General features: G+C 30.6%; 34 protein-coding genes and 2 pseudogenes. 15 read left to right on the top strand and 21 right to left on the bottom strand.

Annotated features, from left to right (window positions below):
• Positions 1-10: 10 nt before the first annotated feature.
• A complete protein-coding gene (locus ACY3IT_RS02970) occupies positions 11-142 on the bottom strand; it encodes a hypothetical protein (protein WP_463083306.1) in 132 nt (43 codons plus the stop codon).
• A gap of 293 nt (positions 143-435) precedes the next feature.
• Between ACY3IT_RS02970 and ACY3IT_RS02965 the strand changes: the two are divergent.
• The 5 genes and pseudogenes from ACY3IT_RS02965 to ACY3IT_RS02945 form a co-directional block, all read left to right on the top strand.
• Positions 436-618: pseudogene (locus ACY3IT_RS02965) on the top strand (ABC transporter permease subunit); the annotation flags it as partial.
• Positions 619-1,049: 431 nt separating this feature from the next.
• Entirely contained in the window at positions 1,050-1,958 is a 909-nt protein-coding gene (locus tag ACY3IT_RS02960; protein ID WP_463083305.1) for a hypothetical protein, read from the top strand.
• 38 nt (positions 1,959-1,996) lie between these two features.
• Positions 1,997-2,416 (top strand): type VII toxin-antitoxin system MntA family adenylyltransferase antitoxin, encoded by a 420-nt coding sequence (gene mntA / locus ACY3IT_RS02955; protein WP_463083304.1) that lies wholly within the window; start codon positions 1,997-1,999, stop codon positions 2,414-2,416.
• Complete coding sequence (locus ACY3IT_RS02950) at positions 2,406-2,690, top strand: hypothetical protein (RefSeq protein ID WP_463083660.1); 285 nt, start codon at positions 2,406-2,408, stop codon at positions 2,688-2,690. Before mntA ends, ACY3IT_RS02950 begins: the two co-directional genes overlap by 11 nt.
• Complete coding sequence (locus ACY3IT_RS02945) at positions 2,623-2,823, top strand: HepT-like ribonuclease domain-containing protein (protein ID WP_463083303.1); 201 nt, start codon at positions 2,623-2,625, stop codon at positions 2,821-2,823. Before ACY3IT_RS02950 ends, ACY3IT_RS02945 begins: the two co-directional genes overlap by 68 nt.
• 131 nt (positions 2,824-2,954) lie before the next feature.
• Here the strand turns inward: ACY3IT_RS02945 and ACY3IT_RS02940 are convergent, their stop codons facing one another.
• Together ACY3IT_RS02940 and ACY3IT_RS02935 are read right to left on the bottom strand one after the other, a co-directional pair.
• The gene (locus ACY3IT_RS02940) at positions 2,955-3,410 is read right to left on the bottom strand and encodes a methylglyoxal synthase (RefSeq protein WP_463083302.1); all 456 of its coding nucleotides are present in this window, start codon (positions 3,408-3,410) and stop codon (positions 2,955-2,957) included.
• A gap of 194 nt (positions 3,411-3,604) precedes the next feature.
• The gene (locus ACY3IT_RS02935) at positions 3,605-3,787 is read right to left on the bottom strand and encodes a hypothetical protein (protein ID WP_463083301.1); all 183 of its coding nucleotides are present in this window, start codon (positions 3,785-3,787) and stop codon (positions 3,605-3,607) included.
• Positions 3,788-3,885: 98 nt separating this feature from the next.
• Here ACY3IT_RS02935 and ACY3IT_RS02930 point away from each other — a divergent pair, with 98 nt between their 5' ends.
• A complete protein-coding gene (locus ACY3IT_RS02930) occupies positions 3,886-4,371 on the top strand; it encodes a hypothetical protein (RefSeq protein WP_463083300.1) in 486 nt (161 codons plus the stop codon).
• Here ACY3IT_RS02930 and ACY3IT_RS02925 read toward each other — a convergent pair.
• From ACY3IT_RS02925 to ACY3IT_RS02915, 3 genes are all read right to left on the bottom strand, one after another.
• Positions 4,355-6,076, bottom strand: coding sequence for an ABC transporter ATP-binding protein (locus ACY3IT_RS02925; RefSeq protein WP_463083299.1), 1,722 nt, complete (start codon positions 6,074-6,076; stop codon positions 4,355-4,357). The genes ACY3IT_RS02930 and ACY3IT_RS02925 overlap by 17 nt on opposite strands.
• A 174-nt stretch (positions 6,077-6,250) precedes the next feature.
• Complete coding sequence (locus ACY3IT_RS02920) at positions 6,251-6,880, bottom strand: class I SAM-dependent methyltransferase (RefSeq protein WP_463083298.1); 630 nt, start codon at positions 6,878-6,880, stop codon at positions 6,251-6,253.
• Between the two features lie 2 nt (positions 6,881-6,882).
• Entirely contained in the window at positions 6,883-8,241 is a 1,359-nt protein-coding gene (locus tag ACY3IT_RS02915; RefSeq protein ID WP_463083297.1) for an FAD-dependent oxidoreductase, read from the bottom strand.
• A gap of 177 nt (positions 8,242-8,418) precedes the next feature.
• Between ACY3IT_RS02915 and ACY3IT_RS02910 the strand changes: the two genes are divergently transcribed.
• The gene (locus tag ACY3IT_RS02910) at positions 8,419-9,360 is read left to right on the top strand and encodes an AEC family transporter (RefSeq protein WP_463083296.1); all 942 of its coding nucleotides are present in this window, start codon (positions 8,419-8,421) and stop codon (positions 9,358-9,360) included.
• Between the two features lie 60 nt (positions 9,361-9,420).
• On the opposite strand, the gene ACY3IT_RS02905 is transcribed toward ACY3IT_RS02910, so the two are convergent.
• The 13 genes and pseudogenes from ACY3IT_RS02905 to ACY3IT_RS02845 form a co-directional block, all read right to left on the bottom strand.
• The gene (locus ACY3IT_RS02905; RefSeq protein WP_463083295.1) at positions 9,421-9,771 is read right to left on the bottom strand and encodes a HepT-like ribonuclease domain-containing protein; all 351 of its coding nucleotides are present in this window, start codon (positions 9,769-9,771) and stop codon (positions 9,421-9,423) included.
• Positions 9,772-9,923: 152 nt separating this feature from the next.
• Entirely contained in the window at positions 9,924-10,148 is a 225-nt protein-coding gene (locus ACY3IT_RS02900; RefSeq protein ID WP_463083294.1) for a nucleotidyltransferase domain-containing protein, read from the bottom strand.
• A gap of 3 nt (positions 10,149-10,151) precedes the next feature.
• Positions 10,152-10,598 carry an arsenate reductase ArsC gene (locus ACY3IT_RS02895; protein ID WP_463082673.1) on the bottom strand — a complete coding sequence of 149 codons (447 nt, stop codon included), beginning with the start codon at positions 10,596-10,598 and terminating at the stop codon, positions 10,152-10,154.
• Between the two features lie 4 nt (positions 10,599-10,602).
• Positions 10,603-11,370: an MBL fold metallo-hydrolase gene (locus ACY3IT_RS02890; protein WP_463083293.1), complete on the bottom strand. Its 768-nt coding sequence runs from the start codon at positions 11,368-11,370 to the stop codon at positions 10,603-10,605.
• The gene (locus ACY3IT_RS02885; RefSeq protein WP_463083292.1) at positions 11,348-11,719 is read right to left on the bottom strand and encodes a NifB/NifX family molybdenum-iron cluster-binding protein; all 372 of its coding nucleotides are present in this window, start codon (positions 11,717-11,719) and stop codon (positions 11,348-11,350) included. The genes ACY3IT_RS02890 and ACY3IT_RS02885 overlap by 23 nt, the downstream gene beginning before the upstream one ends.
• Positions 11,720-11,724: 5 nt before the next feature.
• A pseudogene (locus ACY3IT_RS02880) lies at positions 11,725-12,501 on the bottom strand (Mrp/NBP35 family ATP-binding protein).
• 44 nt (positions 12,502-12,545) lie between these two features.
• Positions 12,546-12,734, bottom strand: a complete 189-nt coding sequence (locus ACY3IT_RS02875) for a ferredoxin (RefSeq protein ID WP_463083291.1) — start codon at positions 12,732-12,734, stop codon at positions 12,546-12,548.
• Between the two features lie 162 nt (positions 12,735-12,896).
• Positions 12,897-13,118, bottom strand: coding sequence for a DUF5320 family protein (locus ACY3IT_RS02870; protein ID WP_463082677.1), 222 nt, complete (start codon positions 13,116-13,118; stop codon positions 12,897-12,899).
• A gap of 3 nt (positions 13,119-13,121) precedes the next feature.
• A complete protein-coding gene (locus tag ACY3IT_RS02865) occupies positions 13,122-13,502 on the bottom strand; it encodes a PadR family transcriptional regulator (RefSeq protein ID WP_463082678.1) in 381 nt (126 codons plus the stop codon).
• 134 nt (positions 13,503-13,636) lie between these two features.
• Complete coding sequence (locus ACY3IT_RS02860) at positions 13,637-14,104, bottom strand: peroxiredoxin (protein ID WP_463083290.1); 468 nt, start codon at positions 14,102-14,104, stop codon at positions 13,637-13,639.
• Positions 14,105-14,167: 63 nt separating this feature from the next.
• Positions 14,168-14,572 carry a HepT-like ribonuclease domain-containing protein gene (locus ACY3IT_RS02855; protein WP_463083289.1) on the bottom strand — a complete coding sequence of 135 codons (405 nt, stop codon included), beginning with the start codon at positions 14,570-14,572 and terminating at the stop codon, positions 14,168-14,170.
• Positions 14,573-14,585: 13 nt separating this feature from the next.
• Positions 14,586-14,924, bottom strand: coding sequence for a DUF4388 domain-containing protein (locus tag ACY3IT_RS02850; RefSeq protein WP_463083288.1), 339 nt, complete (start codon positions 14,922-14,924; stop codon positions 14,586-14,588).
• A 60-nt stretch (positions 14,925-14,984) separates the two neighbouring features.
• Entirely contained in the window at positions 14,985-16,601 is a 1,617-nt protein-coding gene (locus tag ACY3IT_RS02845) for an alkaline phosphatase (protein WP_463083287.1), read from the bottom strand.
• A gap of 137 nt (positions 16,602-16,738) precedes the next feature.
• Here ACY3IT_RS02845 and ACY3IT_RS02840 point away from each other — a divergent pair, with 137 nt between their 5' ends.
• Positions 16,739-17,869, top strand: coding sequence for a glycoside hydrolase family 18 protein (locus ACY3IT_RS02840; RefSeq protein WP_463083286.1), 1,131 nt, complete (start codon positions 16,739-16,741; stop codon positions 17,867-17,869).
• A 3-nt stretch (positions 17,870-17,872) separates the two neighbouring features.
• Positions 17,873-19,027 carry a GNAT family N-acetyltransferase gene (locus ACY3IT_RS02835; RefSeq protein ID WP_463083285.1) on the top strand — a complete coding sequence of 385 codons (1,155 nt, stop codon included), beginning with the start codon at positions 17,873-17,875 and terminating at the stop codon, positions 19,025-19,027.
• Here the strand turns inward: ACY3IT_RS02835 and ACY3IT_RS02830 are convergent.
• Both ACY3IT_RS02830 and ACY3IT_RS02825 read right to left on the bottom strand, forming a co-directional pair.
• Positions 19,024-20,355 carry a glycoside hydrolase family 28 protein gene (locus ACY3IT_RS02830; protein WP_463083284.1) on the bottom strand — a complete coding sequence of 444 codons (1,332 nt, stop codon included), beginning with the start codon at positions 20,353-20,355 and terminating at the stop codon, positions 19,024-19,026. The two genes, ACY3IT_RS02835 and ACY3IT_RS02830, sit on opposite strands and share 4 nt — an antisense overlap.
• Positions 20,356-20,798: 443 nt before the next feature.
• A complete protein-coding gene (locus ACY3IT_RS02825; RefSeq protein ID WP_463083283.1) occupies positions 20,799-20,999 on the bottom strand; it encodes a hypothetical protein in 201 nt (66 codons plus the stop codon).
• A gap of 90 nt (positions 21,000-21,089) precedes the next feature.
• On the opposite strand from ACY3IT_RS02825, the gene ACY3IT_RS02820 reads away from it, so the two are divergent.
• The 6 genes from ACY3IT_RS02820 to ACY3IT_RS02795 all read left to right on the top strand — a co-directional run bounded on the left by ACY3IT_RS02820 (position 21,090) and on the right by ACY3IT_RS02795 (position 23,782).
• Positions 21,090-21,746 (top strand): HAD family hydrolase, encoded by a 657-nt coding sequence (locus ACY3IT_RS02820; protein ID WP_463083282.1) that lies wholly within the window; start codon positions 21,090-21,092, stop codon positions 21,744-21,746.
• 166 nt (positions 21,747-21,912) lie between these two features.
• Complete coding sequence (locus ACY3IT_RS02815; RefSeq protein ID WP_463083281.1) at positions 21,913-22,050, top strand: hypothetical protein; 138 nt, start codon at positions 21,913-21,915, stop codon at positions 22,048-22,050.
• Between the two features lie 72 nt (positions 22,051-22,122).
• Positions 22,123-22,518, top strand: a complete 396-nt coding sequence (locus ACY3IT_RS02810; RefSeq protein WP_463083280.1) for an ArsR/SmtB family transcription factor — start codon at positions 22,123-22,125, stop codon at positions 22,516-22,518.
• A gap of 57 nt (positions 22,519-22,575) precedes the next feature.
• Entirely contained in the window at positions 22,576-22,812 is a 237-nt protein-coding gene (locus ACY3IT_RS02805; RefSeq protein ID WP_463083279.1) for a 4Fe-4S dicluster domain-containing protein, read from the top strand.
• On the top strand, positions 22,809-23,162 hold the full coding sequence (locus ACY3IT_RS02800) for a heterodisulfide reductase subunit A-like protein (protein ID WP_463083278.1): 354 nt from the start codon (positions 22,809-22,811) through the stop codon (positions 23,160-23,162). The genes ACY3IT_RS02805 and ACY3IT_RS02800 overlap by 4 nt, the downstream gene beginning before the upstream one ends.
• 134 nt (positions 23,163-23,296) lie before the next feature.
• The gene (locus ACY3IT_RS02795; protein WP_463083277.1) at positions 23,297-23,782 is read left to right on the top strand and encodes a flavodoxin; all 486 of its coding nucleotides are present in this window, start codon (positions 23,297-23,299) and stop codon (positions 23,780-23,782) included.
• The last annotated feature ends 16 nt before the right edge of the window (positions 23,783-23,798 follow it).

Here is a 23,798-nt window from a genome sequence, read left to right as displayed (position 1 = left end):
ATTTTACTCCTTAAATATCTCTCTTTCTGGTTTTTGAACTTCCTACTAAGTTTGGATTTCCCAAAGAAATAACTTTAAACAACCATATAGATGCCTTAAAGGACAAAGAGATCTGGAATGCTACTTTAAATTCTCTTATCATTGCATTTTTTGCAACTTTTCTCTCTATTTTTACATCTATTCCTTCTGCTTATGCTTTTTCCAGATCACAAAATAAACTTTCTAAATTTTTATATTATTTATTCTTATTATTTAGATTATTTCCTTGGTTTGCGCTTGCCTTCCCTATATTTTATTTAATGGCAAAATCAAAATTAGTGGATACCTATTTGGGAGTAGGAATTAGTCATTCTGTGGGGATAATCCCTACAAGTATCTGGTATTTAAAAGGTTTTTTTTGATATGGTTCCTTTAGAAATATAAGAATCAGCCCTTGTTGATGGAGCTTCTCCCTTTCAGATCTTCCTAAAAGTTGTTCTTCCTAATGTATTGCCAGGACTTATTGCTGTTTCAATATTAGCCTTTATGTCAAGCTATACTGAATATTTATACTCATTAATTCTAACTCGAACTCATACTGCTACTCTTCCTGTGCTTATGGCAGGCTACCTTTCTTAGTTTAAAGTAGAATGGAGAAAAATCTCTGCTATATCTATGCTATCTACTATTCCTATGATAATTTTCTACTCTTACACTCTCAATTTTATGAAAAGAGGAACTCTTTCAGGGGTAATAAAAGGATAGTTCGTAAGAAAATACTACTATATCCTCTTGTAACAGCATCTTTATTTTTCTGATCATCTAAAGATAGAAAATAACTAATATTACAAAATGTGATATAAGTCATTTGAATTCATATTTAATTGTTTTATAATTATTTAAGTTAAAAATTAGAAAGATAGAAAAGGAGGATAAATATGAGACTTAAATTATTATTTATTCTTCTATTATTCTATCTTGTAATATTCTCTTTATCATGGGGACAGTTTGAAAATCCTCAACCTAATTTTACAAAAATACCTTCATGAGTAAAGCCTGGAGTTACCTTTGTGTATCAAACAAATATGGGTTCAGGTACCAGAATAGGAGATGATTTTTCTGGAGGAGCAGCTCAAGGATACTATATCTATGTTGTCACTAATATTGATAAGTTAAATGTCTACAGCATAAGCCTTCTAATTACTCAAAGCATATCTTCTGGATACCCATCTTTAAATTTATCAACAGAACTTCTTAATGGTAAAATTTTTATTGATCCACAAGAAGCGGAAGATTATGTTAAAAAAGTAAAAGTAGCTGGTCTTCCTCCTGGTCTAAAATACGAATTTGGACCTTATGGAAATAATCTATACTATTTCCTTATAGAGGCTTCTGATTATCAATCTATGGAAAGAATTTTATTTATTCTTGATAACAAAGGAATAGTACAAAAAATATCTATATTAGAAAAGCAAAGATTAAGCTCATCTACAGCTGTAGAGCTCCAGTTAGTAAGAGTATATAATACTAACATTCCACAAATTACCAGTCCTCCCCCAGCTGTTAAATTCTCCCCTACTTATCAATTTTATTCATCTGTAAGTTTGTTCCAAGGTTATCACGGTATGAGTACTCCCCTTGGAATGGGTAGATTTGCAGCATTATCTTCTTCAGGTACTTTATTTTTGATTGATGTTCAAGGACAAGTAAGAAAGCAAGCAATAGGAAATTACTACTTAGGACCATATTATATAAACCCTCAACTTCTTAGACAAAATTCAATTATTAGCATATCCCAAATTGGATTATCTTGGGATATAGTAGGAAGAGGGCAATATGGAGGAATATTAACTCAGGTCAACATGAGAGAATATCCAATTGCTCAATACGAATATGAACCTAACACAGGACTTTTATTAAATGCTACTATACCACAAGGAGAAGGGCTCTATGTAAGTATGTTTTTAGTAAGTAAATAAAATATGTTAAAATAAAATAAAATTAAGTAGAGAGAAAAATGGGTGTTAAGGAGAAGTATAAAAATTTTCCCACTTTGTCAAAGGATATAAAAGAAAAAATAAATAATCTAAAAGAAGTATTTATTAAGAATAAAGTAAAGATTGCATATCTTTTTGGATCTATTTTGAAAGAAGAAAATCCTGAAGATATAGATATAGCAGTAATTCTTGAGGGAGATTATTTTAGATTACTTGAAGATATAAAGGAATTCCTTAACACCCAAAGAATAGATCTTATAGACTTATCCCAAGTCTCTCCATTTATTGCTCTACACATTATAAAGAATGGAGAAATCATTTTTAAAGAAAATACAAAAATAGAAAACGAATACGAAATGAATATTCTCAAAAAATGCCAAGATCTCGAAGCTTTTAGAAGAAAACAGTTAGAATTTATTAAAAAAGCATATGACATTTGATAAAAACCTGATAAAAGAAAACTTAATAGAGCTAAATAATATTTATGGAGAACTTCTTAAATACAAAGATATTGAAGAAGAAGAGTTCATAAATAATCTATCAATTAGATGGACCCTTGAAAGAGGACTTTTAGCAGGGATAAACATAATATTAGACATTGGTAATCATATTTTAGCTTCACAATATAAAATATACCCTAATACCTATGAAGGATATATTAAAGGAAATTTTTGGGAAAGGTATAATATCTCAAGAAGTTTATTCAAAAATTAAAGGTATGGGAAGCTTTAGAAATATTCTTGTCCATGAATATATAAAGATTGACCCAAAGAAAGTCTATAAAAATTACAAAAGTTTCTTAGAAATAATTCCAGAAATCTCTAAAGAGACTCTTAAATTGATTTAAATAGAATTTAGTGATTATAAACATCTAAAAAATTTCTTGGGCAAATCATCCTATTGAAATAATAAAAGAAAGACTCTTTTAATTTAGCTTTTTAGGATTTCCTTTCTAAAATTAACATATCTCCTTATTAATTATATTTTACGTCTAAGATAATCTGAATAATCAATTACTAATCTTTTATATTCTCTATCCCTAAGAGGAGATGAAATCAAAAAATCAGCTGTGGATCTGTTAGATGCTATAGGAATATTCCATACTACAGCTATTCTTAAAAGAGCTTTAACATCTGGATCATGAGGTAAAGGTTCTAAAGGATCCCAGAAAAATATGAGGAAATCTATTTCCCCTTCTGCAATCTTTGCTCCTATTTGTTGATCTCCCCCTAATGGTCCACTAAAAAATCTAATTATTTTTAACCCCAATTCCTTTTCTAAAATTTCACCTGTTGTTCCCGTTGCATATAGTATGTGTCTGGATAATGTACCTTGATTAAATCTTACCCATTCTAAAAGCTCATTTTTCTTATTATCATGGGCAATAAGAGCAATTCCTTTTTGAATACCCATAGGAATCTCTTTATAATTCATATTAGATCTCCTCCTTATATTATAAGTTCTGAAATTAATTATAACTCCCAATGTATCTCCAAAAAAATTAAAAAAAAACATGAACTAATTACTTTTTGGGTTTTTACTGTATTACTCTCCCCTACCCAATAAAAATTATCTTATTTTATGGATAGGGGAGAATAAACTTAGAAAAACCAATTATTATAAGCCTTTTAATATATCTTTACAAATGAACTAAGAAAATTTATAAAATAAGCTATAATCTTTACAAAAATGGGAATTAAAGTATATGCAACAATAATTAAAACAATAAATTGAATAAGAAATAATATTGGATGCTTCTTTAAGCTCATAGAACCAAAAATATTTTTAAAAATTTTAATTACTCTTTCCATATATTTTTTGTATATTAACCTCTATTAATATGACTTTCCAATTTCATTTCTATGAATTTCCAGATGAAACTAAAATTATTTTGTTCATCTCATCCTTTATGGCACTTTTTAATAGAAAGAAAATTTTTCCATATCTTACCAAAAATGTTTTAATACTCTTTGAACTTTTTTCAAAAAATTGGAAGAACTTCTTCTCAGAATTCAAAAATAAATGGGAAATTAAAAGATTTATCTCTTTTATGGGAAAGGACATTCATCCTTTCTTCTTAGCAAGAAGAAACCTTGCTGAAAGTTTTATTAATAACCTTTCTCCAAAAAATAGAAGTAAATTTATTAATTTCTACTTATCCCTCCCTGAGAAAGATAGAGAAATTATTGATATCTTTGTAAGAAATTATGTTAGATACAATAGAAAATGGGAATTTGATATTCCACTAATATCAAATGGTTTGAATAACTTCATCGAAACTTATAAACTACCGAAAATTCCTTCCTATCTCTCTTTCTTTTCTTTTGATAAAAAGGAAAGAAAAAAATTTCAAAAAATAATTATTAGGATGAACAAAATTAGCAATTTTTGTTGATTAACTCCACTTTAATTATTCTCCCCTTCTCAAGATAAACCACTTTATCAATTATTTCCCAAGGAATCTCTCTATGGGATATGATTATGCATGTCTTATCTCTCATAAACTTCTCTATATATTCATAAATCTTTCTCTCAACTGTCATATCAACTTCCGATGTGGCTTCATCAAGTATTAAAACATTTGGCTTCTTTAGTACAGCCCTTAAAAAGGCTATTATTTTCTTTTGTCCACCTGATATCTTTGCTCCTCTCTCTCCTATTATCGTGTTAAGTCCATCTTTAAATCCTTCCATAAAAATATCATAAAGCTCTGCTGTCTTTAAAAGATTAATGATTTCTTCATCCTTCACTTGTGGTATCGCATAGGCTACATTGTTTCTCACACTGTCGTTAAATAAAAATACATTTTGAGAAACAATACCAATTTTTTCTCTAAGAGATGACAGTTTTATGTCCTTTATATCTATTCCGTCTATTACAATTTCTCCCTCTAAAGGGTCATACATCCCTAAAAGTAACTTTATTAAGGTACTTTTTCCAGATCCATTAGGCCCTAAAATCACTACCTTCTCCCCTGGTTTTATGTGTAAATCTATCCCTTCTAAAACTTTCTTCTCTCCATCGTAAGAAAAAGAAATATTCTTAAATTGTATGTCTCCTATTAAATTTTTAAGCTCTATATTCCCTTCCTTCTCTTTCTCTGCTTCTAATATCTCTGATACTCTTTGAAGAGAAACAAAAGCTGGATACAAAGATAAACTAAATGTAGCCATACTTTGAATTGGACCATAAAGCTTTTGCAGGTATCCTACAAAAGCTAAATAGCTTCCAATCGTAAAAGAACCCTTTATTATATCCATCCCTCCTACCCATAAAATTAAAAGACCACCTAAAGCGATAATAACAAAATTTAACTCTCCAAAAATGGTAAAAAATATACTTTGTAATAAATTCTTCCTGGCAAGACCTTTAAATTCCTTTTTTACCTCTTCAGCTTCCCTTTCCTCAGTCCCAAATAGCCTCACAACCTCTACTCCTGAAACTTTCTCTTGTATCTTTCCCATAATATTTGCTGATCCCTCAAGAACATCCTTTGTCGCTGATACTAATCCTAAGGAAAATGCCCTTATAACTACATAATAAGCTGGAAGTATGGAAATAGCATAAAAAGTCAATTTTAAATTAAGATACATTAGCATTAAAAGGGCAAATACAAACTCAAAAAATCTTATCATCTGATTTATCACTGTAGATGAAAAGAAAAGACCAAGACCTTCCACTTCTCCTATTCTTGCTAATATATATCCTGTCTGAGCTTCATCATAAAATCTAAAAGGTAGCTTTAAAATCTTTCTAAATAAATCACTCTTTAGACTTGATAATACTTCTTGGCTTACCTTTGCAAAATAATAACTTGATATCCCTGAAAAAATGGTCCTTCCTATGTGTAATATCGCAGAAATTACTACAAGATAACCAAAAAATCTAATATCTTTATTTCCTAAGAATACATTGTCAAAAATAATTTTAGAAATATAAGGAATGGGAGTCGCAATTAAAGATGTAATTAAAAGAAACAAACTTGCAATAATAAAAGTTCTTATATGCTCCTTAATATAAGGAAAAAGGATCTTAAGCTTTGAGTAATTTATCTTTTCCTGAGATAAAAAAGGAATATCTGAATCCTTTTTATTCATCATTACACCCCTCTTACATTGATGTTAACATAATTTAGGGCCTTCTTTATTATAAATATATCAAAAACTATATGACTTTTAAATTTTGTAGGGATGAAAAAAAGCACTTTCGTTGTTTATAAAAGGTATAGTTTATTACAAAAGATTAAGTTAAGATTATAAATAGGTTAATAGTGATTAAACAGATTTTTCCGCAGAAATAACCACAAAACTTCCCTCTCCAAAACCCTCCTTTGGTTTTTCTACCTCTTTAATATCCTCTAAATGCCTGAAGAGAGTTTGATAAAAAGTAAAATTCTTAAAATTATATTTCTTTAACAAATCTACAATTTCTTCTACTGAATAAAAATTAGCATATTTATAAAATTTATGTCCCTTTTCCTTTTTTTCTTGGTAGATTTTTCCAAGATAGCTATTTTTATCAATAATTCCTATAATTATCTTTCCTCCATCTTTGAGAACTCTTCTTGTTTCCTTTATCACCTCATGGGGATTTTCCACGAAACATATGGTAATAATAAGAGCTACATAATCAAATTTCTCATCAGAAAAGGGTAAATTCTCCCCCCTCCCTACAAAAGCCTTTATTCCCCTCTCTTTTGCAATACTTAGCATATTTTCAGATGGGTCTATCCCATATTCTATACCTAAGATTTCTGCAAATCTTCTTGTTCCAACTCCTATTTCAAGCCCTTTTTTACCTTTTGGAATAACCTTCTTCAAAGCTTCTACCTCTGAGAGATAGACCCACTTATTATCTTCATACCATTGATCATACTCTTTAAAAAACTCGTTAAATATCCCCATATCTATTTAGATAGAAATATTTTATTTATCGCTTCTTGGGCTGACATAACCACATGGTATACAGTGGGAGCACAAGTCAAATATGGATGAGTGGCCATTTGTAATGTCTCAAGTTCGGAGGCAGTCATTCTTTGCTGAATAGCAACACCTATTAGATTAATTAACTCAGCAAATGATGTTCCGCCAGCTACTTGTCCACCTAAAAGTACTCCAGAATATTTTGAAAAGATAAGCTTAACCTTCGTTTTATTAACACCAAGAAGTGTCCCTGGATGCTTATCAATACCATCTACCGAACCCACTACTACTTCAAATCCTTCTCTTTTGGCACTGCTCTCAGTTAGTCCAGCAGAGGCTAATACTAAACCGTCTATATAAGTTGAATAAACAGCAATAGTACCTTTATTTTCTCTTATCAGTTTAATCTTGTATAGATTTGCTCCTGCTATCCTTGCCTCTGCAGTAGCAGTAGAAGCAAGCATCACAGGTGTATTCCTACGGGTATAGAAATCTCTTTTTAAAGCACAATCACCTATAGCAAATATATCAGGATCTGAAGTTCTCATATATTCATCTACCCAGATAGCTCCATTATTTATAGTCTCTAAGCCCATCTCTTTTGCTAATGAAGAATTCGGTACTGCACCTATTCCAAGAATTACAACATCTACCTCAATCTCTTTTCCATCTTCAAGTTTTACCTTTCTTACTTTGTCATCACCCAGAAATTCCACTACCTTAGCATTAGTGAGAATATTTACTCCCTTGGACTTTAATTTTTCCTCAGCTAATATTGAAAATTCTTCATCAAAGGATTGAGCTAAAAGACGGGGGAGTAATTCAACCAAATATACAGTAATCCCTTCTAATTTAGATATCTCATCAGCTACTTCTACGCCTATAAATCCACCACCAACAATAAGAACATTTTTAGCTTTTCTTACCTCTTCTACTACTGTTTTAAGATAATCTAAATCCTTATAAATAGGGAAAATATTTTTCTTCTCAATACCAGGAATTTTAGGAATGATAGGAAGTGAACCCATAGCAAGCACTAATTTTTCATAATAATACTTATCACCATTTTTTGTCTCCACATATTTCCCTTCTCTATCAGCCTTTACTACCTCATCCACAATTACTTCTATTCCAGCATTTTCAAGAGAAGTAAACCCCATTTTATTATCTTCTGGATTTTTCAAACTATAAAACATATAGGGAATACCGCATGGAACTACACTGTTCTTAACATTTTTTATAATTTTAATCTGCTTATCAGGATAGTATTTTTTAGCAGTAGAAGCACATACAATACCTGCAGGACCACCACCAATTATTAATACATCTGTTCTTTTTTCCATAACTTTAACCTCCATCCTATATTATTTTTTAAATAGTTTACCATAGATATAATTATTTGATAAATAAATTAATTTTGCAATAAAAATTATATCTAATATTAAACATTTATGTTAAAATATGCTAAAATAAAATTCAAGATGAAAATATTATAAAAATATATAAAAAGGAGCTTTACCATGCTTTTATCAATAATTAGCAAAATATTTCCTGTATTAATTTTATTTACCCTTGGACAATATTTTAAAAGAAGTGGATACTTAAGTCCTAATACATTAAGAGAAATTAAAACGTTAGTTGTTAACTTATTTTTACCCTCTTTAATTTTTCTCTCTTTTTCCCAAACAAATGTAGAATATAAGCATCTTTTAATTGCATTTACTATATTTGTTACATGTGGAGTTCTTCTTTTTATGGGTTATGGGATTAAAAGGGTTCTTAATATTAATTCAAAGTATTATCCTCTATTATTTACAGGATTTGAGGCAGGAATGCTTGGTTACTCAATTTTTACATTATTCTATGGCCCAGAAAATGTATTCAAATTTGCCCTTATAGACTTGGGACAAGTTACCTTTGTATTTTTTGTTATGGTTGGTATACTTACAAGCTTTAAAGATACTCAAAAACAAAGTTTTAAGAACATGCTCTCTTCTTTTATAAAAACACCTGTAATAATTGCTATTATCTTAGGAATTATATTTCAAAAAACTGGATTAATAAATATTTTTCAAGAAAATATACTTCTCTCTTCGTTCATAGAAACTTTAAAGCTTTTATCAAATATTACAGTACCTATGATTGCTTTAGTAATAGGATATGAGTTAGGATTCAAAAAGAAAAATCTCACCCTTACCATCTCTACAGTAGTATTAAGGCATATCATACTTTTGATCTTAGCCTTTATTCTTAATGAGATACTTATAATAAGACTCCTTCACTTGGATAAAATTTTTCAATCTGCCTTATTTACTATGTTTATATTACCAGCTCCCTTTATAATTCCATTATATATGAGAGATGAGGATAAAGAAGATGCAGAATTTATAGCAGGTGTTTTAGCTCTTAATACAATTATCTCAATAATCTTGTTTGTATTTGTTAACTACCTTCTAACATGATTTCAAGGTCTTTAATAAAATTCTCAATTTCTCCTTTCTCATATTTTATAAATTTTTCAATTAACTCCCATCTAAGATCAAGATATTAAATATGCTAATATATTTCTCATCTTTGTGATATCTGAGAGAGTAACAAAATTTATATTTTTTAAAAAACTCTATCTCTTTTAGAGAAAGAATTATCTCCCTGTAGGTATCTGGAAGGGTAATGTTAAATTCAGAAAGAATTATTTTAATTATATCTATTAATGCATTGGCAATATTTTCTATAATTCTCTCTATTATCCTTTGAGTATTTCTATCACTTTTGTAATCCTCATAAGTTATATTCTCATATCTTTTTAAATCTTGCATTTCCGTATTAATAAAATCTATTCTCTTAATTATTTTAATCTTATTTATATCTTTCATTCTCTCTTCTCATCTTGTATAGATCTAAAATAAATTCCTTTAAGTCTATAGCTTCAGAGGATACCTCTAACATATAATCAGTATAAAAATCGTAATTTCTTATTATTATTTTTTCTCCTCTGATAGCCTCAAAGGCAACAAGAGGTTTTGCATTATTTAATACAATAAGGTCTATATCTTTTTTTTAATAAATCCTCAAGTTCATCCCATATTTTTTCTACTTCTTTTATGTCATATTCCTTTAGATAAATAGCAATATCTATATCAGAATGTCTATGAACCTTTCCCTTGGATAAAGACCCAAAAAGAAAAGCCATTATCACATTTTCTTTTTTATTAAAATAATCTTTTAGTTTTTGTAAAATTTCTTCTTTCATAATTTAAGGTAAGAAAAATTGCTCTTTCTCTTCTTTATTCTCTATAAAAAATTCCTTTATCCATTCTAATATTTCATCTCTAACTTTTCTAAAGGCTGAAAGCTTCTCTTCATATGTACCTTCTACACTTGCTGGATCCATAAAACCTCTGTGAACATATTTTTTTCCACCAGGAAAATAGGGACAATTTTCCTTTGCATTATCACAAACTGTAACTACATAATCAAAGTTTTCTCCTTTAAATTCATCTATACTTTTGCTTTTATGATGAGAAATATCTACTCCTATCTCCTTTAGTACTTCTATAGCCAGAGGATTTACCTTAGAGGGATTAGTTCCTGCAGAAAAAGCTTGAAACCTATCTCCATACAAAGCATTCATAATACCTTCTGCCATCTGTGATCTTGCGGAGTTATGGGTACATATAAAAAGAACACGCTTTTTATCCATTGAATCACCTCTTGTTCAAGATTTTTATAGCCTCCTCTCCCGTACAATGATATGGGATTATATTCTCAATGTCAAATTTTTGAAGGCTATTTATTACTTTTTCTATTTTAGGAAAGGTAGATTTATAAAGGTGAAAACCTCCCATAAGAATCTTTATTCTCTTATTAAATTTCTTTATTGCATATTCTACTATATTAACAATTCCTCTATGAGCACATCCCGTAACTAATATTATACCATCACCCTCATTTATAACTAAGTTCAATTCTTCTTCAAAAAAATCCCTCTCTTTTTTGTCTCCTTTTAACACATAAAAATAAGGATCTGGTTCTTCAAAATTATTTCTAAAAGGTACAGGACCAAATACAAAAACATTATCAAAAATCTCCATAACTTCATCTTTAACGATAACAAAATCTAAAAATTCTTTTAAATTTTCCCAATTTATTCCCGTAAATCTATCATTACTATATTTTGGGAAAAAAGCTTCTTCTCTAAGAATAACTTTATATTTCTTATTAAAAGGCAAAAGATGTTTTAGGCCTTCTGAATGGTCATAATGCCCATGACTTATAACTATACTTTCAACTTTTGATAAGTCTTTCCCTAATATATTTGCATTCCTAATAAATATATCACTTGCACCTGTATCAAAAAGGAGGGCTTTCCCCTCCCATTCAATTAATACGGAGAATCCATGCTCTGAAAAGAGAGGAGAAGAAAGCCTATCATCACATAAGACTGTTATTTTAGTCAAGGAGCTCTGAAACATTTCTAAGTTGACCCTTTAAATAGAGCTCTATAGCTTTATCTACATCAGTCTCATCAGTCACATAAACTTCTATTCCAGCAGAAGTTAAATCATCATAAAGTCTTCTACCCATTCCATGAGATATTACAGCTTTACAATCTCTTAAATTTTCAATAATAGCTACATGAGTGTCATATTGATGATGAAGTCCCCTTTCACGTAAACCTCTTGCATGTCCAGTGAAAGTATTTGGAATATATTCTCTGCTTTTTACCTCACCATTTTCTATCTCAAAAATCACAAAACCCCTTGTTCTACCAAAATGAGAGGAAATAGTCTTTCCATCGTCGGAAGCAACTGCAATCTTCATAATATCTACCTCCCTTTTAAAAAATATTCAATCTTATCAGTAATATCCAAAAATATCCTTGTAATTTCAGAATTTTTATCTTCTAAAATAAAAGGCACTCCTTTATCACCACTCTCACTAATCCTTGGATCTAAAGGTATCTTACCCAAAAAAGGGACTTTTAAATCTCTTGCAATTTTCTCTCCAGCCCCACTTCCAAGAATATCCACCCTTGTTCCACAATGAGGACAGACAAAACCACTCATATTCTCTACTATTCCTATTACTGGCAAATTAAGAGCCTTTGCAAAGTTTACTGATCTTCTAACTACCCTTTCTGAAACCCCTGAAGGTATGGTTACAATAATAGCACCATCTAGATCTGGAAGTTCTTGAGCTATACTTAATGGTTCGTCTCCTGTACCTGGGGGGAGATCAATTATCAAATATTCAAGTTCTCCCCAGATAATATCTGATAAAAATTGCCTAATTAGTTGAGCTTTTAATGGTCCTCTCCAGATAATTGGAGAATCTTCATCTTGCACTACAAATCCAGCAGAAGCTACTTTAATCCCTAAGGGGCCTTCCACAGGAAGAATTCCTTCATCAGATTGATATAATCTCTCTGCTGTAATATTAAATAATTATGGGATACTGTATCCGTGTATATCAGCGTCTAATATCCCCACTTTTCCTTCAGATCTCTTCATAGCAAAAGCTATAGAGAGATTTGCAGAAAATGTACTTTTTCCTACTCCACCTTTCCCACTCATTATTACAATTTTATGTTGAATTTTACTCATTTTTTCTTTCATCTTTTCTTTTTCTTTATTAAAATCCTCACTTTTCATTCTTCCTTCTCCTCTATTAATCTATGATGATAGGATCCTTCTCTTATAAGAGCAGAGCCACAATTGGGACATCTCTCATCTCTGCAGGGAATCCCCTGGGTATGTATCTTTCTATACCCGCATTTAGGACATATACAAAAACCCTCAGAACCTAAGCCACTATGATCATATGCTTCTTCATGCATAAATCACCTCTCTTCATTTTAGATTTACAAAATATTCAACTATGAAGAAATAAGGCAATTATAAGATAAATATCCCCAACATCCATTTCTAAACTCCTTCCTTAAATAAGTTAAATGTTTTTTACCTTTTATAAGGGGCGGGATAATCCCCGCCCCTTTCTTTTACTTAAGTTCTTCCAAGTGTCTCTTTATATCCTCAAGATCAGCCTCAAGATCTTTTTTCCAAGCTTCCAAAAGTTCCTTTTCTTCCTCCTTGGTAAGCCCAGAGTAAGGATAATATCCAGCACCTCTCCACCACCATCTACGACCCCAAAAAGACCATGGGCACCAAGGAGCTCCATAACCTCCGAAACCCCATCCATGACCTCTCCACCATCTCCACATATTTTACACCTCCTTTCCTTCAACAAATTCCAAAAATTTATCAATTCTATCTCTCATTTCCTTTATGTAATTTATTAACTCTTTTTTTACCATCAACCCTTCAGGTGTAATTGAATAAACTCTCTTTGCAGGACCTTCTCCAGTTTCCCAACGAGATCTTATAAGGCCTTCCATCTCAAGTATTCTAAGAATTCTATAGCCTGTACCCATCCCAGAAGGTCCTCTGCAAAAGCAGAATTCAGGAAAATACTCATCAAGCATGTTTAAAAGCTCATATCCATGAAGATCCTTCTTAGATAGAGCAGAAAGGACAAAGACTCTGAGCCAAAATCCTGGGGCAAAACCTACATCTCTTTTTCCCATTCCTTGTCTAAATCCTTTCAAATATATTCACCTCCATATATATGCTACATACATATATAAACCTAAAAAATATAAATGTCAATAGTTAAAAATTAAAATTGGAAATATAGATAGTGGGGTAGATTTTATTACCTTTTAATGAGGCTAAATCAAAATTAATCTTTTAAAAAAAGAAATATTTCTTCTATATCAGGAAGCTCTTTAAGAGGATATATTTTAAAAAAGATAATCTCTCCATCCTCATCTACAACTACATTCGCTCTTTCCGAAAATCCATATTCTTCTATGAATATGTTATATTTTTTGGCTACTTCCCCGTGCGGCCAAAAATCCGATAATATTCTCAACTTTTTTATTCCCAAACTGTCAGCCCAAGCCTTTTTAGATGGTACAGGATCCACGCTTATACCTACTGGTATTACATTAAGTTCAAGAAATCTTGCATAATTCTCTTCAAGAGATTGCATTTGTTTTGCACATACAGAAGTCCATGCCAAAGGATGAAAAGAAAGAAGTACCTTTTGTCCCCTAAAATCAGATAATTTAAATTCTTTTTCTTCTTGATCTTTTAATAAAAAATCTGGAGCCAACTCACCTATTTTGAGCCCTTTTTCTTTTGTCATGATACTCCCCCCTAAATAACAATTTATAGTATTTTAGCATGATTTCCATATTAATAGTAGATATTAAACCCTTATTCCTATTGTAATCCTATCTATAAATTCTTTAACAAGATCTAACCTTTCTAAGAGGGAGTAAAGCTTAAGAATATCTATTTCTATATATGGTCGTTTCAGAAGATCCCTATACTTCATAAGTTCCATAAGTTTTTCAACTATAATTCTATCCAATATTTTCATATCTCCTAACATGGCAATACATTCTTTAAAATTTGAAACACTTTCAATACCTTTCTCATTTAAATATGCACAGGCAATTTCACCTATTCCAGTAATACTTAAATATATTCCGTACTTTAAAGCATATTGTTTAATTTTATCCAATTTTAATTCATTTATATCAAAGTTTTTCTTCATGTATTCTAAAACTTCTAAGGTTTCATTCAACTTTTTAATTCTTTCTTTTATCATAAAGAATACCCTCCTATACATTTACAGAGCATAATTCTAATGCTTTTCTTTCGTCATAATCTTTAAGTAGTTCTAAAATAATCTTTTCAGATCTATCCCATATTTTTCTTTCCACCTTATAATTTCCTTCGATAAAGCAAAAATCTATATATTCATAAAGTACTATCTCAAAAAGAGCGTCTTTCCCCCATCTTTTATTATAATACACATTATAAACTTCTCCATTATATATGAAAATTAATCCCTCATTATGGTTTATAGAAATCTCTAATATTCCTGTTTTATTAGAGTAGGTAAGAAATGAAATTAGGGTTATAAAATCAAGGGCTTCCAATTTACCTTCTAAAAACATAGCTTACTTACCCCCTTTTAATCTCATGGGGGGATAGATACTCTATCCCCCCTAAATTTTTTACTTTGATATAGATACAGAAAGTTCTTTACTTTCAGATGATAGAATATATTCTTTGAAAGGATCTATACCAATCAAACTGCAAAGCTTTTTATATAAATCTGTGTTATCATAATATCCTCTAAATATATGAGAACCAGCACCTATTGCATATACGGGTACAGGAGCTCCAGTATGGGAATAAGATGTAAAACCAATACCCGCTTTTTGATTCAAAATACGTGTAACCACAACTGTCAATGGATCATATCCTCCATATAATATATATGATCTATAGTCCTTAGGTCTTTTTTGAGAATCCATCATAGATACACTAAAGGCTTTTCTGATTTCTTCTATTTCATAATCATTAAGGGATAGTTGAAGCTTAATTTTTGCCTCCTTATCTCCTGACTTTGCCTTTTCTTCTAAAGCCTTCTTAGTGCTCTCATCAAGAATGGAAAGTCCATAATATTTTTCAATAAGTGGCAACAAATCTTCCAATTTAGCTTGATCTCCTGCTTTTACTCTGTAGTCTTGTACTATTTTTGAAAATTCGTCATAGGAGATTTTTTGATAAGAAAGAAGTTCTGGAAATACTTCATATTTTGTACCTGCAAAACCAATACTCATACCTCCAGTTTCATGATCTGCAGTAACTATGATAACAGTCTCAAAAGGATGCTTCTTGTAGAAATCTAAAGCAACTTTTATGGCCTCATTGAAATCTAAAACATCATATATAACACTCGCAGCATCATTAGCATGAGCTGCCCAGTCAATCTTTCCACCCTCAACCATTATAAAAAAGCCTTTTGGATTATCTAATACCTCAATAGCCTTTCTTGTAAAGTCAGCAAGAGAAAGTCCTATATTTGCTCCTCTAAGTCTATTTATTGCAAAAGGTAAAGCTTTGCTATTATCCAATATAGGATTAATAGCTATAACCTTATCATCCCCTTTTCCAATTAATCTGATATTTTCAATATTATCAACAATTTTATATCCTTTTTCCTTAGCTATTTCATATATATCCTTTTGTTTTCCATCTTTTCCTTTAGGCTGTAAGAATCCTCCACCCGCAAAATAATTAAAATTACTGTCCAAAAGTTCCAAAGCTATCTCATAATAATTGTTTCTGCTGGGTTGGTGAGCATACATACCAGCAGGAGTTGCGTGATCTATAGATACACTTGTCAAAACTCCTACTTTATATCCCATATCTCTTGCCATTTCTGCAATAGACTTATATTTTGTCTTGAGGGATGGATCCATATTTAATACACCATCGTAAGTTTTCTTTCCAGTAGCCATTGCAGTAATAGCAGAAGCAGAATCAGTGATATAACTGTCTGCAGCATAAGTAGTCATCCATCCTATATTAGGAAATCTGGTAAAATCAAGATTTTTAATAGATGGCTCTTTACTTCCTCTTTCTAAAAACATTTCTGTAGCATAAACATGATTCATTCCCATACCATCTCCAATAAACCAAAAAACATACTTAACTGGCCTACCTGAATAAAGGGTAACACTGTTGGACAAGGCATCTACCACATTAGAAGAAAAGAACAGAAAAGTAAAAAGAAGAAAGGAAAATAGCAGAATCTTTGAGAGAATCCTATCCATTTTACTCATATGAAGCACCCCCTTATTCAAAAATTTCTCAGTTTATAATTTAAATCACTGGTTTTAAATATTAGTTAAGGAATTATAAAATATTGATAACTATGTGTTAAAATAAAATTAACATATTTTATTAAGGGGGTTTACTAATGCATAAGAAAATAATAGTAGGATACTTCCCTGAATGGAAAGTAAAAGAGGAATATTTAAATTACTCTATAGAAGAACTTCCCTGGAACCTACTTACTCATATAAATTATGCCTTCATGAAAATAAAAGATGGAAGGGTCTCTCCCATCGATGAAAATCTATTCGCAAAAAACATGAAAACATTTAAAGAGTTGAAAGAAAAGCATAAAAATGTAAAAGTTTTAATATCCATAGGAGGATGGACTGATTCAGGAGAATTTTCAGATGTAGCCCTTACTCGTGAGAGCAGATTAAATTTTGCTAAAAGTGCATTAGAAATTATAAGAGAATTCAGCTTGGATGGTATTGACATAGATTGGGAATTTCCAGTAGAAGGAGGCTTACCTACCAATAAGACAAGACCTGAGGATAAACAAAATTTTACATACCTTCTTAAAGATATAAGAGAGGAACTTTTAAAAGCAGAAGAAAAAGATAATAAACATTATTTATTAACCATAGCAGCCCCTGCAAGTTTTCAAATAATTCATAACACAGAACCAGATAAATATCATATCTATTTAGACTTTATAAATTTAATGACTTACGATTTCCATGGTGTTTGGGATAAATATACCAATCATCACTCCCCCTTGTTTTCCAATCCTAAGGATCCTAATCCTCTAAGCAGAGAAAAAGCTAATTGCGATTTTGCAGTTAAAGAATATTTTAAATATGGTGTACCATCGGAAAAAATAATTCTTGGGGTTCCATTCTATGGGAAGGGATGGATATGTGAAGATGACGGAGATAATGGATTATTTGCAAAAGTTATAGGGATACCTATAGGTATTTATGACTCTGAAGATCATCCTTCAGGTAGCAATCCTTTCTTCTTCATAAAAGGAGTCTTAGAAAACAATCCTAATTATCTCAAGTTTAGAGATGAATATGCAAGGGTACCTTGGCTTTGGAATCCAAAGGAAAAAATCTTTTATACTTATGATGATGAAATATCTATAAAAGAAAAATGCAAATATGTTTTAAAAAATGGTCTAGGAGGAATTATGATATGGGAGATAACTGAGGATTACCCTTATAAAGGTAATACTTTATTAAAGATCATACATGAAAACTTTAAGGGGGAATAAATTATGGAAATAGTAAGATTAAATTCTTCATATATAGATGAACTCATCGAGCTTTGGAGTCAATCCTTTATACTTCCTTATGAACAGGTAAGCACTTGGGTAAATGAAAAAAACATCAGAAATTGCATAGGTGCTATCGAAAACGGGAAGTTAGTATCTGCATTAAGCATAAATGCATTAGAAGGTTATATTAGAAATGAAATTTTTTCTTTTTCAGGTATAGGTGGTGTCGCTACATTTCCAGAAAAAAGAGGAAAAAAACATGTTCATTGTTTATTAAAAGAAGCAATAAGAATATCAAAAGATGAGAAAAAGATTTTCTCTTCTTTATACCCCTTTTCTTTCGAATTTTATAGAAATTTTGGATGGGAACTTGGCGGATTTAAAAAAAGATATAAAATAAAAACTTCTCTCATACCAAGATACCAAGAAATAGAGAAAGTCAAAAGAATACCACTAAGTGAATGGAAGATAATAAAACCTATTTATGAAACCTATGCTAAGGGCTTTTCTGGAGCAATAAAAAGATCCGATGAACAATGGGAAAGTATTATCTTTAGGACAAAGAACCTTACCTACCTTTATATATATGAAGATCAAAAAATAGAAGGATATCTACTATATAATGTTGAAAAAACCAATATAAATAAAATTATAGTTAGAGAAATGATCTGTTTAAATAATTCCGCATATAAGGGATTTCTATCACTATTCTCAAGACAAGCTATGAATATAGAGGAAATAGAGATCACAACCCCATTAAACGATATACTTCCCTTTATTCTTCCTAATCCAAGCGTAGAATGTAATATTGAGCCTACATTTATGATAAGAATTGTTGATGTAGAAAAAGCCTTGTCAAAAATAAAATATAATGTGAAAGATAAGATTTCCATAAAGGTTAAAGATGAATATGCAGAATGGAATAACGGCGTATGGGAAATAGAGATCAATGATGAGGTAAAAGTTTTGAAAAAAGAAGATTCAGATTATGACTTATCCTTAAGTATTAATACTCTTTCCCAAATAATCTCAGGCATTTTATCACCAAAAACTGCCTATGAGTTAGGTCTTATAGAAATAAAAAATATTCCTATCCTTGAAAAGATGGAAAACCTATTTCCCGAACATCCTACCTTTTGCTGGGATTACTTTTAAAGAGTACTTTTACTAACCACATTAAAAATAGACAACTCTTTTATATCTTCTAAAATTCCTTCGGTATTAACCTTATTTTCTAAATCTTTTGAAATTCCATAAGTAATATTTTCAATTTTTAAAGAAAAGATATCTTTTCCAATTATCCAGGGTACTTTTCTCATATAATCTGGAAATGGTATATTAGCACTTGGAGATAGATCTAAATACTTACCAAAGATTTCTCTGTTTTTACCTAAATTAATACTTATATCCATATCTTTTAAAACCACATTTTTTATATTCTTATTCTTGCCATATATCAATATACCATTTTCTGATCGAGATTTTATATTACTTATACTCACATCCTCTATAGTATTACCATATTCAGGAGCTAATATTGCAATGGGTTCTCCTTTACCCCACCAAGTTCCTGCGAAGATCTTGGTTTCCATAATTATATTATTTATTATGATAGAACTTACATAACCAGATCTACCATTTGCAAAAATTCCTATCCCCCTATTTGAATTCCTTATGATTGAATTAGACAAAATAACATTCCTCACTTTACTATCAAGATGACCAATTCTTATTCCTGCTGATCTTGTTTCCATAACACAATTACTCACTATTACATTCTCACAAGGTATATCCCAATTAGTAATTCCAGTTATAGCTATACAGTCATCACCGCATACAAAATTGCTATTTGAGACCTTTATATTTCTTGATGAGCAAAAATGTAAACCATCACTATTAGGCACCCTCAAATTATTTATTATCTGTATACCATCCACTCTTATATCTTCTGATGAATTTATTGATACTGTCCAACAAGGAGAATCTTTTATAACAATATCTCTTATAGTAATGTTCTTACAATTATAAAAGAAAATAGGTTGTTTTGGACGATCTTTGGTTTTACATTCCGTTTCTTCAATCTGTTCCTCATTCAATGAAGATAATTCAGGGAAATTATTATGAGTTTTTGAAAAATCCATGAAACTTTCACCAGAAAGATCTATAATCCCCTTTCCTTCTACAGATATGTTTTTCTCTGATAAAGCATATAAAAATGATGTAACTTCACCCCATTCATTATGATAATAACCTATATTGTAATAATCATTAATATTTGATAAAGCCTTTAAAATAGAACCTTCCTCCAAATAAAGAGTTACATTGGATCTTAACCTCAAGGGTTTACATAAGTATATACCTTTAGGAATTATAACATTTCCCCCTCCATGATCATAACAATAATCTATTGCCTCTTGAATTATCTTCGTATTATCTGTTTTTCCATCTCCTTTAGCACCTATTCTTGAAATATTTACTTCCATCAATAAAACCCCCAAACAAAGAAAAATAGAAATATATAAAGAGTACATAAAAAGGTGCCACAGGCTCAACGGACCCCTCAGTACTTCCCATCTGCACTTTACTGAGAACTTTCAGTCTCAGGCTTTAGCTCCAGGTTTCATGAGAGTACCAGGCTTTACCAATACTCTCATTACTCTCTGGCACCACCTGAGTACTCGGTAAGGAGGCTTGCTCCAAACCTTTCCCCAGCCCCTGAGACTTACTCCGTCCCAGCCAAGCGCATCTTGGGATTCCCTACGGACCCCTTGATGCCTGTGGCAATTATAATTTTAACACAATTTTAAATTTTGTCAATATGTTTTTAAAAAATTTTATTCTTGGTCTAAATTCTTCTCTCCTTCTCCCTTTATTTTTAATTACTTGCCTCACATCATCAATATCTTGTATCTTATTATTCTTACCCTTAAAACTCAAAAGTTTTAATAAAGAAAGAAAACCTTCTTAGATCTGTCTTTGTATCTATTCTTCCATCCTTCCAATCATCACATATTGCATGGGAAATTCCATAAAATCCTGCTACAGAATCAAGCCCAGGACATTTATAACGATCTTCTCTTTCTTTCCTTGTTAGACTCTTTGTACTCTGAGATATATAATCCTTCACATTAAAATCATCCTTCTTTAAATATAATTTTAAAAAATTGGAAATAAAATATATACATGTTTTATTCTACTATAAAAAGGAGATGATAAGATGAAAATTTCAGCAGTTATCTTTGATATGGATGGAATAATTTTTGACACAGAAAGATTGTACTATCAATTTTGGAAAACTGTTTTAAATAACTATGGATATGACCTAACAGAAGAAATTTATAAAGAGACTATAGGAGTAAATATTAGAGAAACAGAAAAAATCCTTAAAAAATATTATGCCAATAATCTACCTTTTACAGACATCTATCAAAAAGTTTTAGCATTAACCCAAGATCACATAGAAAATAATGGTGTACCAATTAAAGAGGGACTATTTGAATTAATATCTTTGTTAGAAGAAAGAAAAATCCCAAAAGGTATCGCCACATCTACCGAAAAGGCTAAAGCCTTTTATCTACTAAAAAAAGCAAGTATTATAGAAAAATTTGACACCATAATTTGTGGTGATGAGATAACAAAAAGTAAACCAGAACCTGATATCTTTCTAGAAGTTGCTAAAAAACTTAATGTAAATCCTTCTGAATGTATAGTTTTAGAAGATTCAGAAAATGGCATTTTAGGAGCTTACAGAGCTAATATGATCCCCTTTTTAGTATTGGATTTTAAGCACCCCAAAAAAGAAATTATGAATCTTGCTTACAAGGTTTTTAACTCCTTAATAGAAGTCAGAGAATATCTAAAAGAAATTCTATAAAATAATCTCATTTATTTATTTAACATAATCTTAACTTGCATTTTAATTTTTCATATGCTAATATGGGCAAATGGGAAAATTAAGGAGGTGAAACAATGATAAATACAACTGATAGGACTATCGAAGAGTTTAAAAGAATTCTTTCTGAAAATAATAAAGAAGGAGCTTGAATAAGAATATATTGGGTAGATCTTCTTACTGTGGAGGATCTCTCATACTTGAGATTATAGAAGAAGGAGAGTTAGAAGATAAAGTTATAGAAAAAGATGGAATAAAGATTTTTCATAAACCAAGATTTATATGAAGATCTATCTTAAGTAATTATTGACTATAATGAAAGCTTCTTTATTGAAACTAAACAAGGTGAATTTCTCCTATGGAAAGATACGAAAGAATTTTTAAGGTCCTTTCTGATAATAAAAGGCTAAAGGTTTTTACCCTTCTTTTAAAGATGGGAAAAGAATATTATGTTTGTGAAATAGCAGATGCTCTTGAAGAATCCCATTACAATATTTCTAAATATTTGAATGAACTTAAAAGAGAAGGTTTAGTTAAGGAAAGGAGAATTGGAAGAGGAGTCTTATATTCTGTAAAAGAGGCAGAAGACGAATTCATGAAAAACATATATAAGGCTATATTAAGTATTCCCGACTCTTTTTTACTAAGAAATATGGAACTTCTAAACTTGAGAGTTTCTCTAAGACAAGAAAATAAATGTGTAATAGGAGTTAATGACCCGCGTTGGTTAGAAATAGCAAAAGGATTGAAATAAAAATAGAGAAAGAGACCACTTCAGAGATTGATAATGAAAAGATGGAGGTAAAGAGATATGTCCAAAATTTGGTATCCTGTAATAGATTATGAAAAATGTATTGGATGTCTTGCTTGTGTAAATTTCTGTCCTCATGGGGTGTATGAAGAAAAAGATAGAAAACCATATGTAGTACACCCAGAAGAGTGCATAGACTTTTGCAAAGGCTGTTTAAAAGGAGCCTGCCCAGTTGGAGCTATTAGCTTTGTAGGAGATAAAGTAAAAATTATGACTGATGGAGGTGAAACTCAATGAAGGGATTACTTCTTTGTGTATGTCAGGGTACCTGTCCATCCTTCCAAAATATGAATATATTTGAAATTCTCAATACTATAAGAAGAGAGGGACTTGTAGATTTTGTGGCTATTCATCCTCAACTTTGTGCAGATGATGGTGACAATTTTTTAACTACCCTTACCGAAAGTAACGAGCTTATTGAAAAACTCTATGTAGCAGGATGTGACCCAAAGATGCAAACAAAAATGTTTAGAGATGCATTTGAAAGAGCAGGGTTTGATAGGACAAAACATATAGGAGTAGATATAAGAAATATGAATACAGAAGAAGCTCTTGAGGCTATAAGAAAACTAATAAAAGAATCATAAAATACAAGTTTACTGAAAATCTTTTAAAACCCTCCCTTAAAAAGGGGGGTTTTATTTTTTATATCATTCCTCTTTACTTAGAGTTTGCTCTAATGTTTATAATTAAATCAAACTTAAAAAGGAGAAGTGATAATATGAATCAAAAAATTCTTATTGTATATTATAGCTGGTCTGGAAATACTCGTAAGATAGCTGAGATTATACATAAATATGTAGATGGCACTCTAATTGAGATCATCCCAGAGAAACCCTATCCAAAGTCCTACAATGATACAGTTCACCAGGCTAAAAAAGAAATCAGAGAAGAATATAAACCTCCTATAAAAAATAAAATTGATAATATAGATGATTATGACGTTATATTTATAGGTACACCTAATTGGTGGAGTACTATTGCACCTCCTATTGCAACCTTTTTATCACAATATGATCTTTCGGGTAAAACTATTGTACCATTTTGTACTCATGGTGGGGGTGGAAAAGGAAGAATTGTAGAAGATATCTCAAAGCTTTGCAATAATGCAAAATTTTTAGATTGTTTTTCTATATATGGTGGTGAATCAAGGGATTTAGAAAATAAAGTTGCAGAATGGCTTAAAAAGATTGGACTATTAAAATAAAGTTGGGAGGGATTTT

It is taken from the genome of Dictyoglomus sp. GBS, from assembly GCF_055179815.1.
The sequence above is the reverse complement of the archived record's forward strand: the minus strand, read 5'-3'. Positions and strand labels throughout refer to the sequence as shown.

What these genes read in the sequence shown, in the direction of transcription:
- ACY3IT_RS02970 (WP_463083306.1), bottom strand. Translation starts at nt 142, where the DNA reads ATGATAAGAGAATTTAAAGTAGCATTCCAGATCTCTTTGTCCTTTAAG.
- mntA (WP_463083304.1), top strand. Translation starts at nt 1,997, where the DNA reads ATGGGTGTTAAGGAGAAGTATAAAAATTTTCCCACTTTGTCAAAGGAT.
- ACY3IT_RS02950 (WP_463083660.1), top strand. Translation starts at nt 2,406, where the DNA reads ATGACATTTGATAAAAACCTGATAAAAGAAAACTTAATAGAGCTAAAT.
- ACY3IT_RS02945 (WP_463083303.1), top strand. Translation starts at nt 2,623, where the DNA reads ATGAAGGATATATTAAAGGAAATTTTTGGGAAAGGTATAATATCTCAA.
- ACY3IT_RS02940 (WP_463083302.1), bottom strand. Translation starts at nt 3,410, where the DNA reads ATGAATTATAAAGAGATTCCTATGGGTATTCAAAAAGGAATTGCTCTT.
- ACY3IT_RS02935 (WP_463083301.1), bottom strand. Translation starts at nt 3,787, where the DNA reads ATGGAAAGAGTAATTAAAATTTTTAAAAATATTTTTGGTTCTATGAGC.
- ACY3IT_RS02930 (WP_463083300.1), top strand. Translation starts at nt 3,886, where the DNA reads ATGGCACTTTTTAATAGAAAGAAAATTTTTCCATATCTTACCAAAAAT.
- ACY3IT_RS02925 (WP_463083299.1), bottom strand. Translation starts at nt 6,076, where the DNA reads ATGATGAATAAAAAGGATTCAGATATTCCTTTTTTATCTCAGGAAAAG.
- ACY3IT_RS02920 (WP_463083298.1), bottom strand. Translation starts at nt 6,880, where the DNA reads ATGGGGATATTTAACGAGTTTTTTAAAGAGTATGATCAATGGTATGAA.
- ACY3IT_RS02915 (WP_463083297.1), bottom strand. Translation starts at nt 8,241, where the DNA reads ATGGAAAAAAGAACAGATGTATTAATAATTGGTGGTGGTCCTGCAGGT.
- ACY3IT_RS02910 (WP_463083296.1), top strand. Translation starts at nt 8,419, where the DNA reads ATGCTTTTATCAATAATTAGCAAAATATTTCCTGTATTAATTTTATTT.
- ACY3IT_RS02905 (WP_463083295.1), bottom strand. Translation starts at nt 9,771, where the DNA reads ATGAAAGATATAAATAAGATTAAAATAATTAAGAGAATAGATTTTATT.
- ACY3IT_RS02900 (WP_463083294.1), bottom strand. Translation starts at nt 10,148, where the DNA reads ATGAAAGAAGAAATTTTACAAAAACTAAAAGATTATTTTAATAAAAAA.
- ACY3IT_RS02895 (WP_463082673.1), bottom strand. Translation starts at nt 10,598, where the DNA reads ATGGATAAAAAGCGTGTTCTTTTTATATGTACCCATAACTCCGCAAGA.
- ACY3IT_RS02890 (WP_463083293.1), bottom strand. Translation starts at nt 11,370, where the DNA reads ATGTTTCAGAGCTCCTTGACTAAAATAACAGTCTTATGTGATGATAGG.
- ACY3IT_RS02885 (WP_463083292.1), bottom strand. Translation starts at nt 11,719, where the DNA reads ATGAAGATTGCAGTTGCTTCCGACGATGGAAAGACTATTTCCTCTCAT.
- ACY3IT_RS02875 (WP_463083291.1), bottom strand. Translation starts at nt 12,734, where the DNA reads ATGCATGAAGAAGCATATGATCATAGTGGCTTAGGTTCTGAGGGTTTT.
- ACY3IT_RS02870 (WP_463082677.1), bottom strand. Translation starts at nt 13,118, where the DNA reads ATGTGGAGATGGTGGAGAGGTCATGGATGGGGTTTCGGAGGTTATGGA.
- ACY3IT_RS02860 (WP_463083290.1), bottom strand. Translation starts at nt 14,104, where the DNA reads ATGACAAAAGAAAAAGGGCTCAAAATAGGTGAGTTGGCTCCAGATTTT.
- ACY3IT_RS02855 (WP_463083289.1), bottom strand. Translation starts at nt 14,572, where the DNA reads ATGATAAAAGAAAGAATTAAAAAGTTGAATGAAACCTTAGAAGTTTTA.
- ACY3IT_RS02850 (WP_463083288.1), bottom strand. Translation starts at nt 14,924, where the DNA reads ATGTTTTTAGAAGGTAAATTGGAAGCCCTTGATTTTATAACCCTAATT.
- ACY3IT_RS02845 (WP_463083287.1), bottom strand. Translation starts at nt 16,601, where the DNA reads ATGAGTAAAATGGATAGGATTCTCTCAAAGATTCTGCTATTTTCCTTT.
- ACY3IT_RS02840 (WP_463083286.1), top strand. Translation starts at nt 16,739, where the DNA reads ATGCATAAGAAAATAATAGTAGGATACTTCCCTGAATGGAAAGTAAAA.
- ACY3IT_RS02835 (WP_463083285.1), top strand. Translation starts at nt 17,873, where the DNA reads ATGGAAATAGTAAGATTAAATTCTTCATATATAGATGAACTCATCGAG.
- ACY3IT_RS02830 (WP_463083284.1), bottom strand. Translation starts at nt 20,355, where the DNA reads ATGGAAGTAAATATTTCAAGAATAGGTGCTAAAGGAGATGGAAAAACA.
- ACY3IT_RS02820 (WP_463083282.1), top strand. Translation starts at nt 21,090, where the DNA reads ATGAAAATTTCAGCAGTTATCTTTGATATGGATGGAATAATTTTTGAC.
- ACY3IT_RS02810 (WP_463083280.1), top strand. Translation starts at nt 22,123, where the DNA reads ATGGAAAGATACGAAAGAATTTTTAAGGTCCTTTCTGATAATAAAAGG.
- ACY3IT_RS02805 (WP_463083279.1), top strand. Translation starts at nt 22,576, where the DNA reads ATGTCCAAAATTTGGTATCCTGTAATAGATTATGAAAAATGTATTGGA.
- ACY3IT_RS02800 (WP_463083278.1), top strand. Translation starts at nt 22,809, where the DNA reads ATGAAGGGATTACTTCTTTGTGTATGTCAGGGTACCTGTCCATCCTTC.
- ACY3IT_RS02795 (WP_463083277.1), top strand. Translation starts at nt 23,297, where the DNA reads ATGAATCAAAAAATTCTTATTGTATATTATAGCTGGTCTGGAAATACT.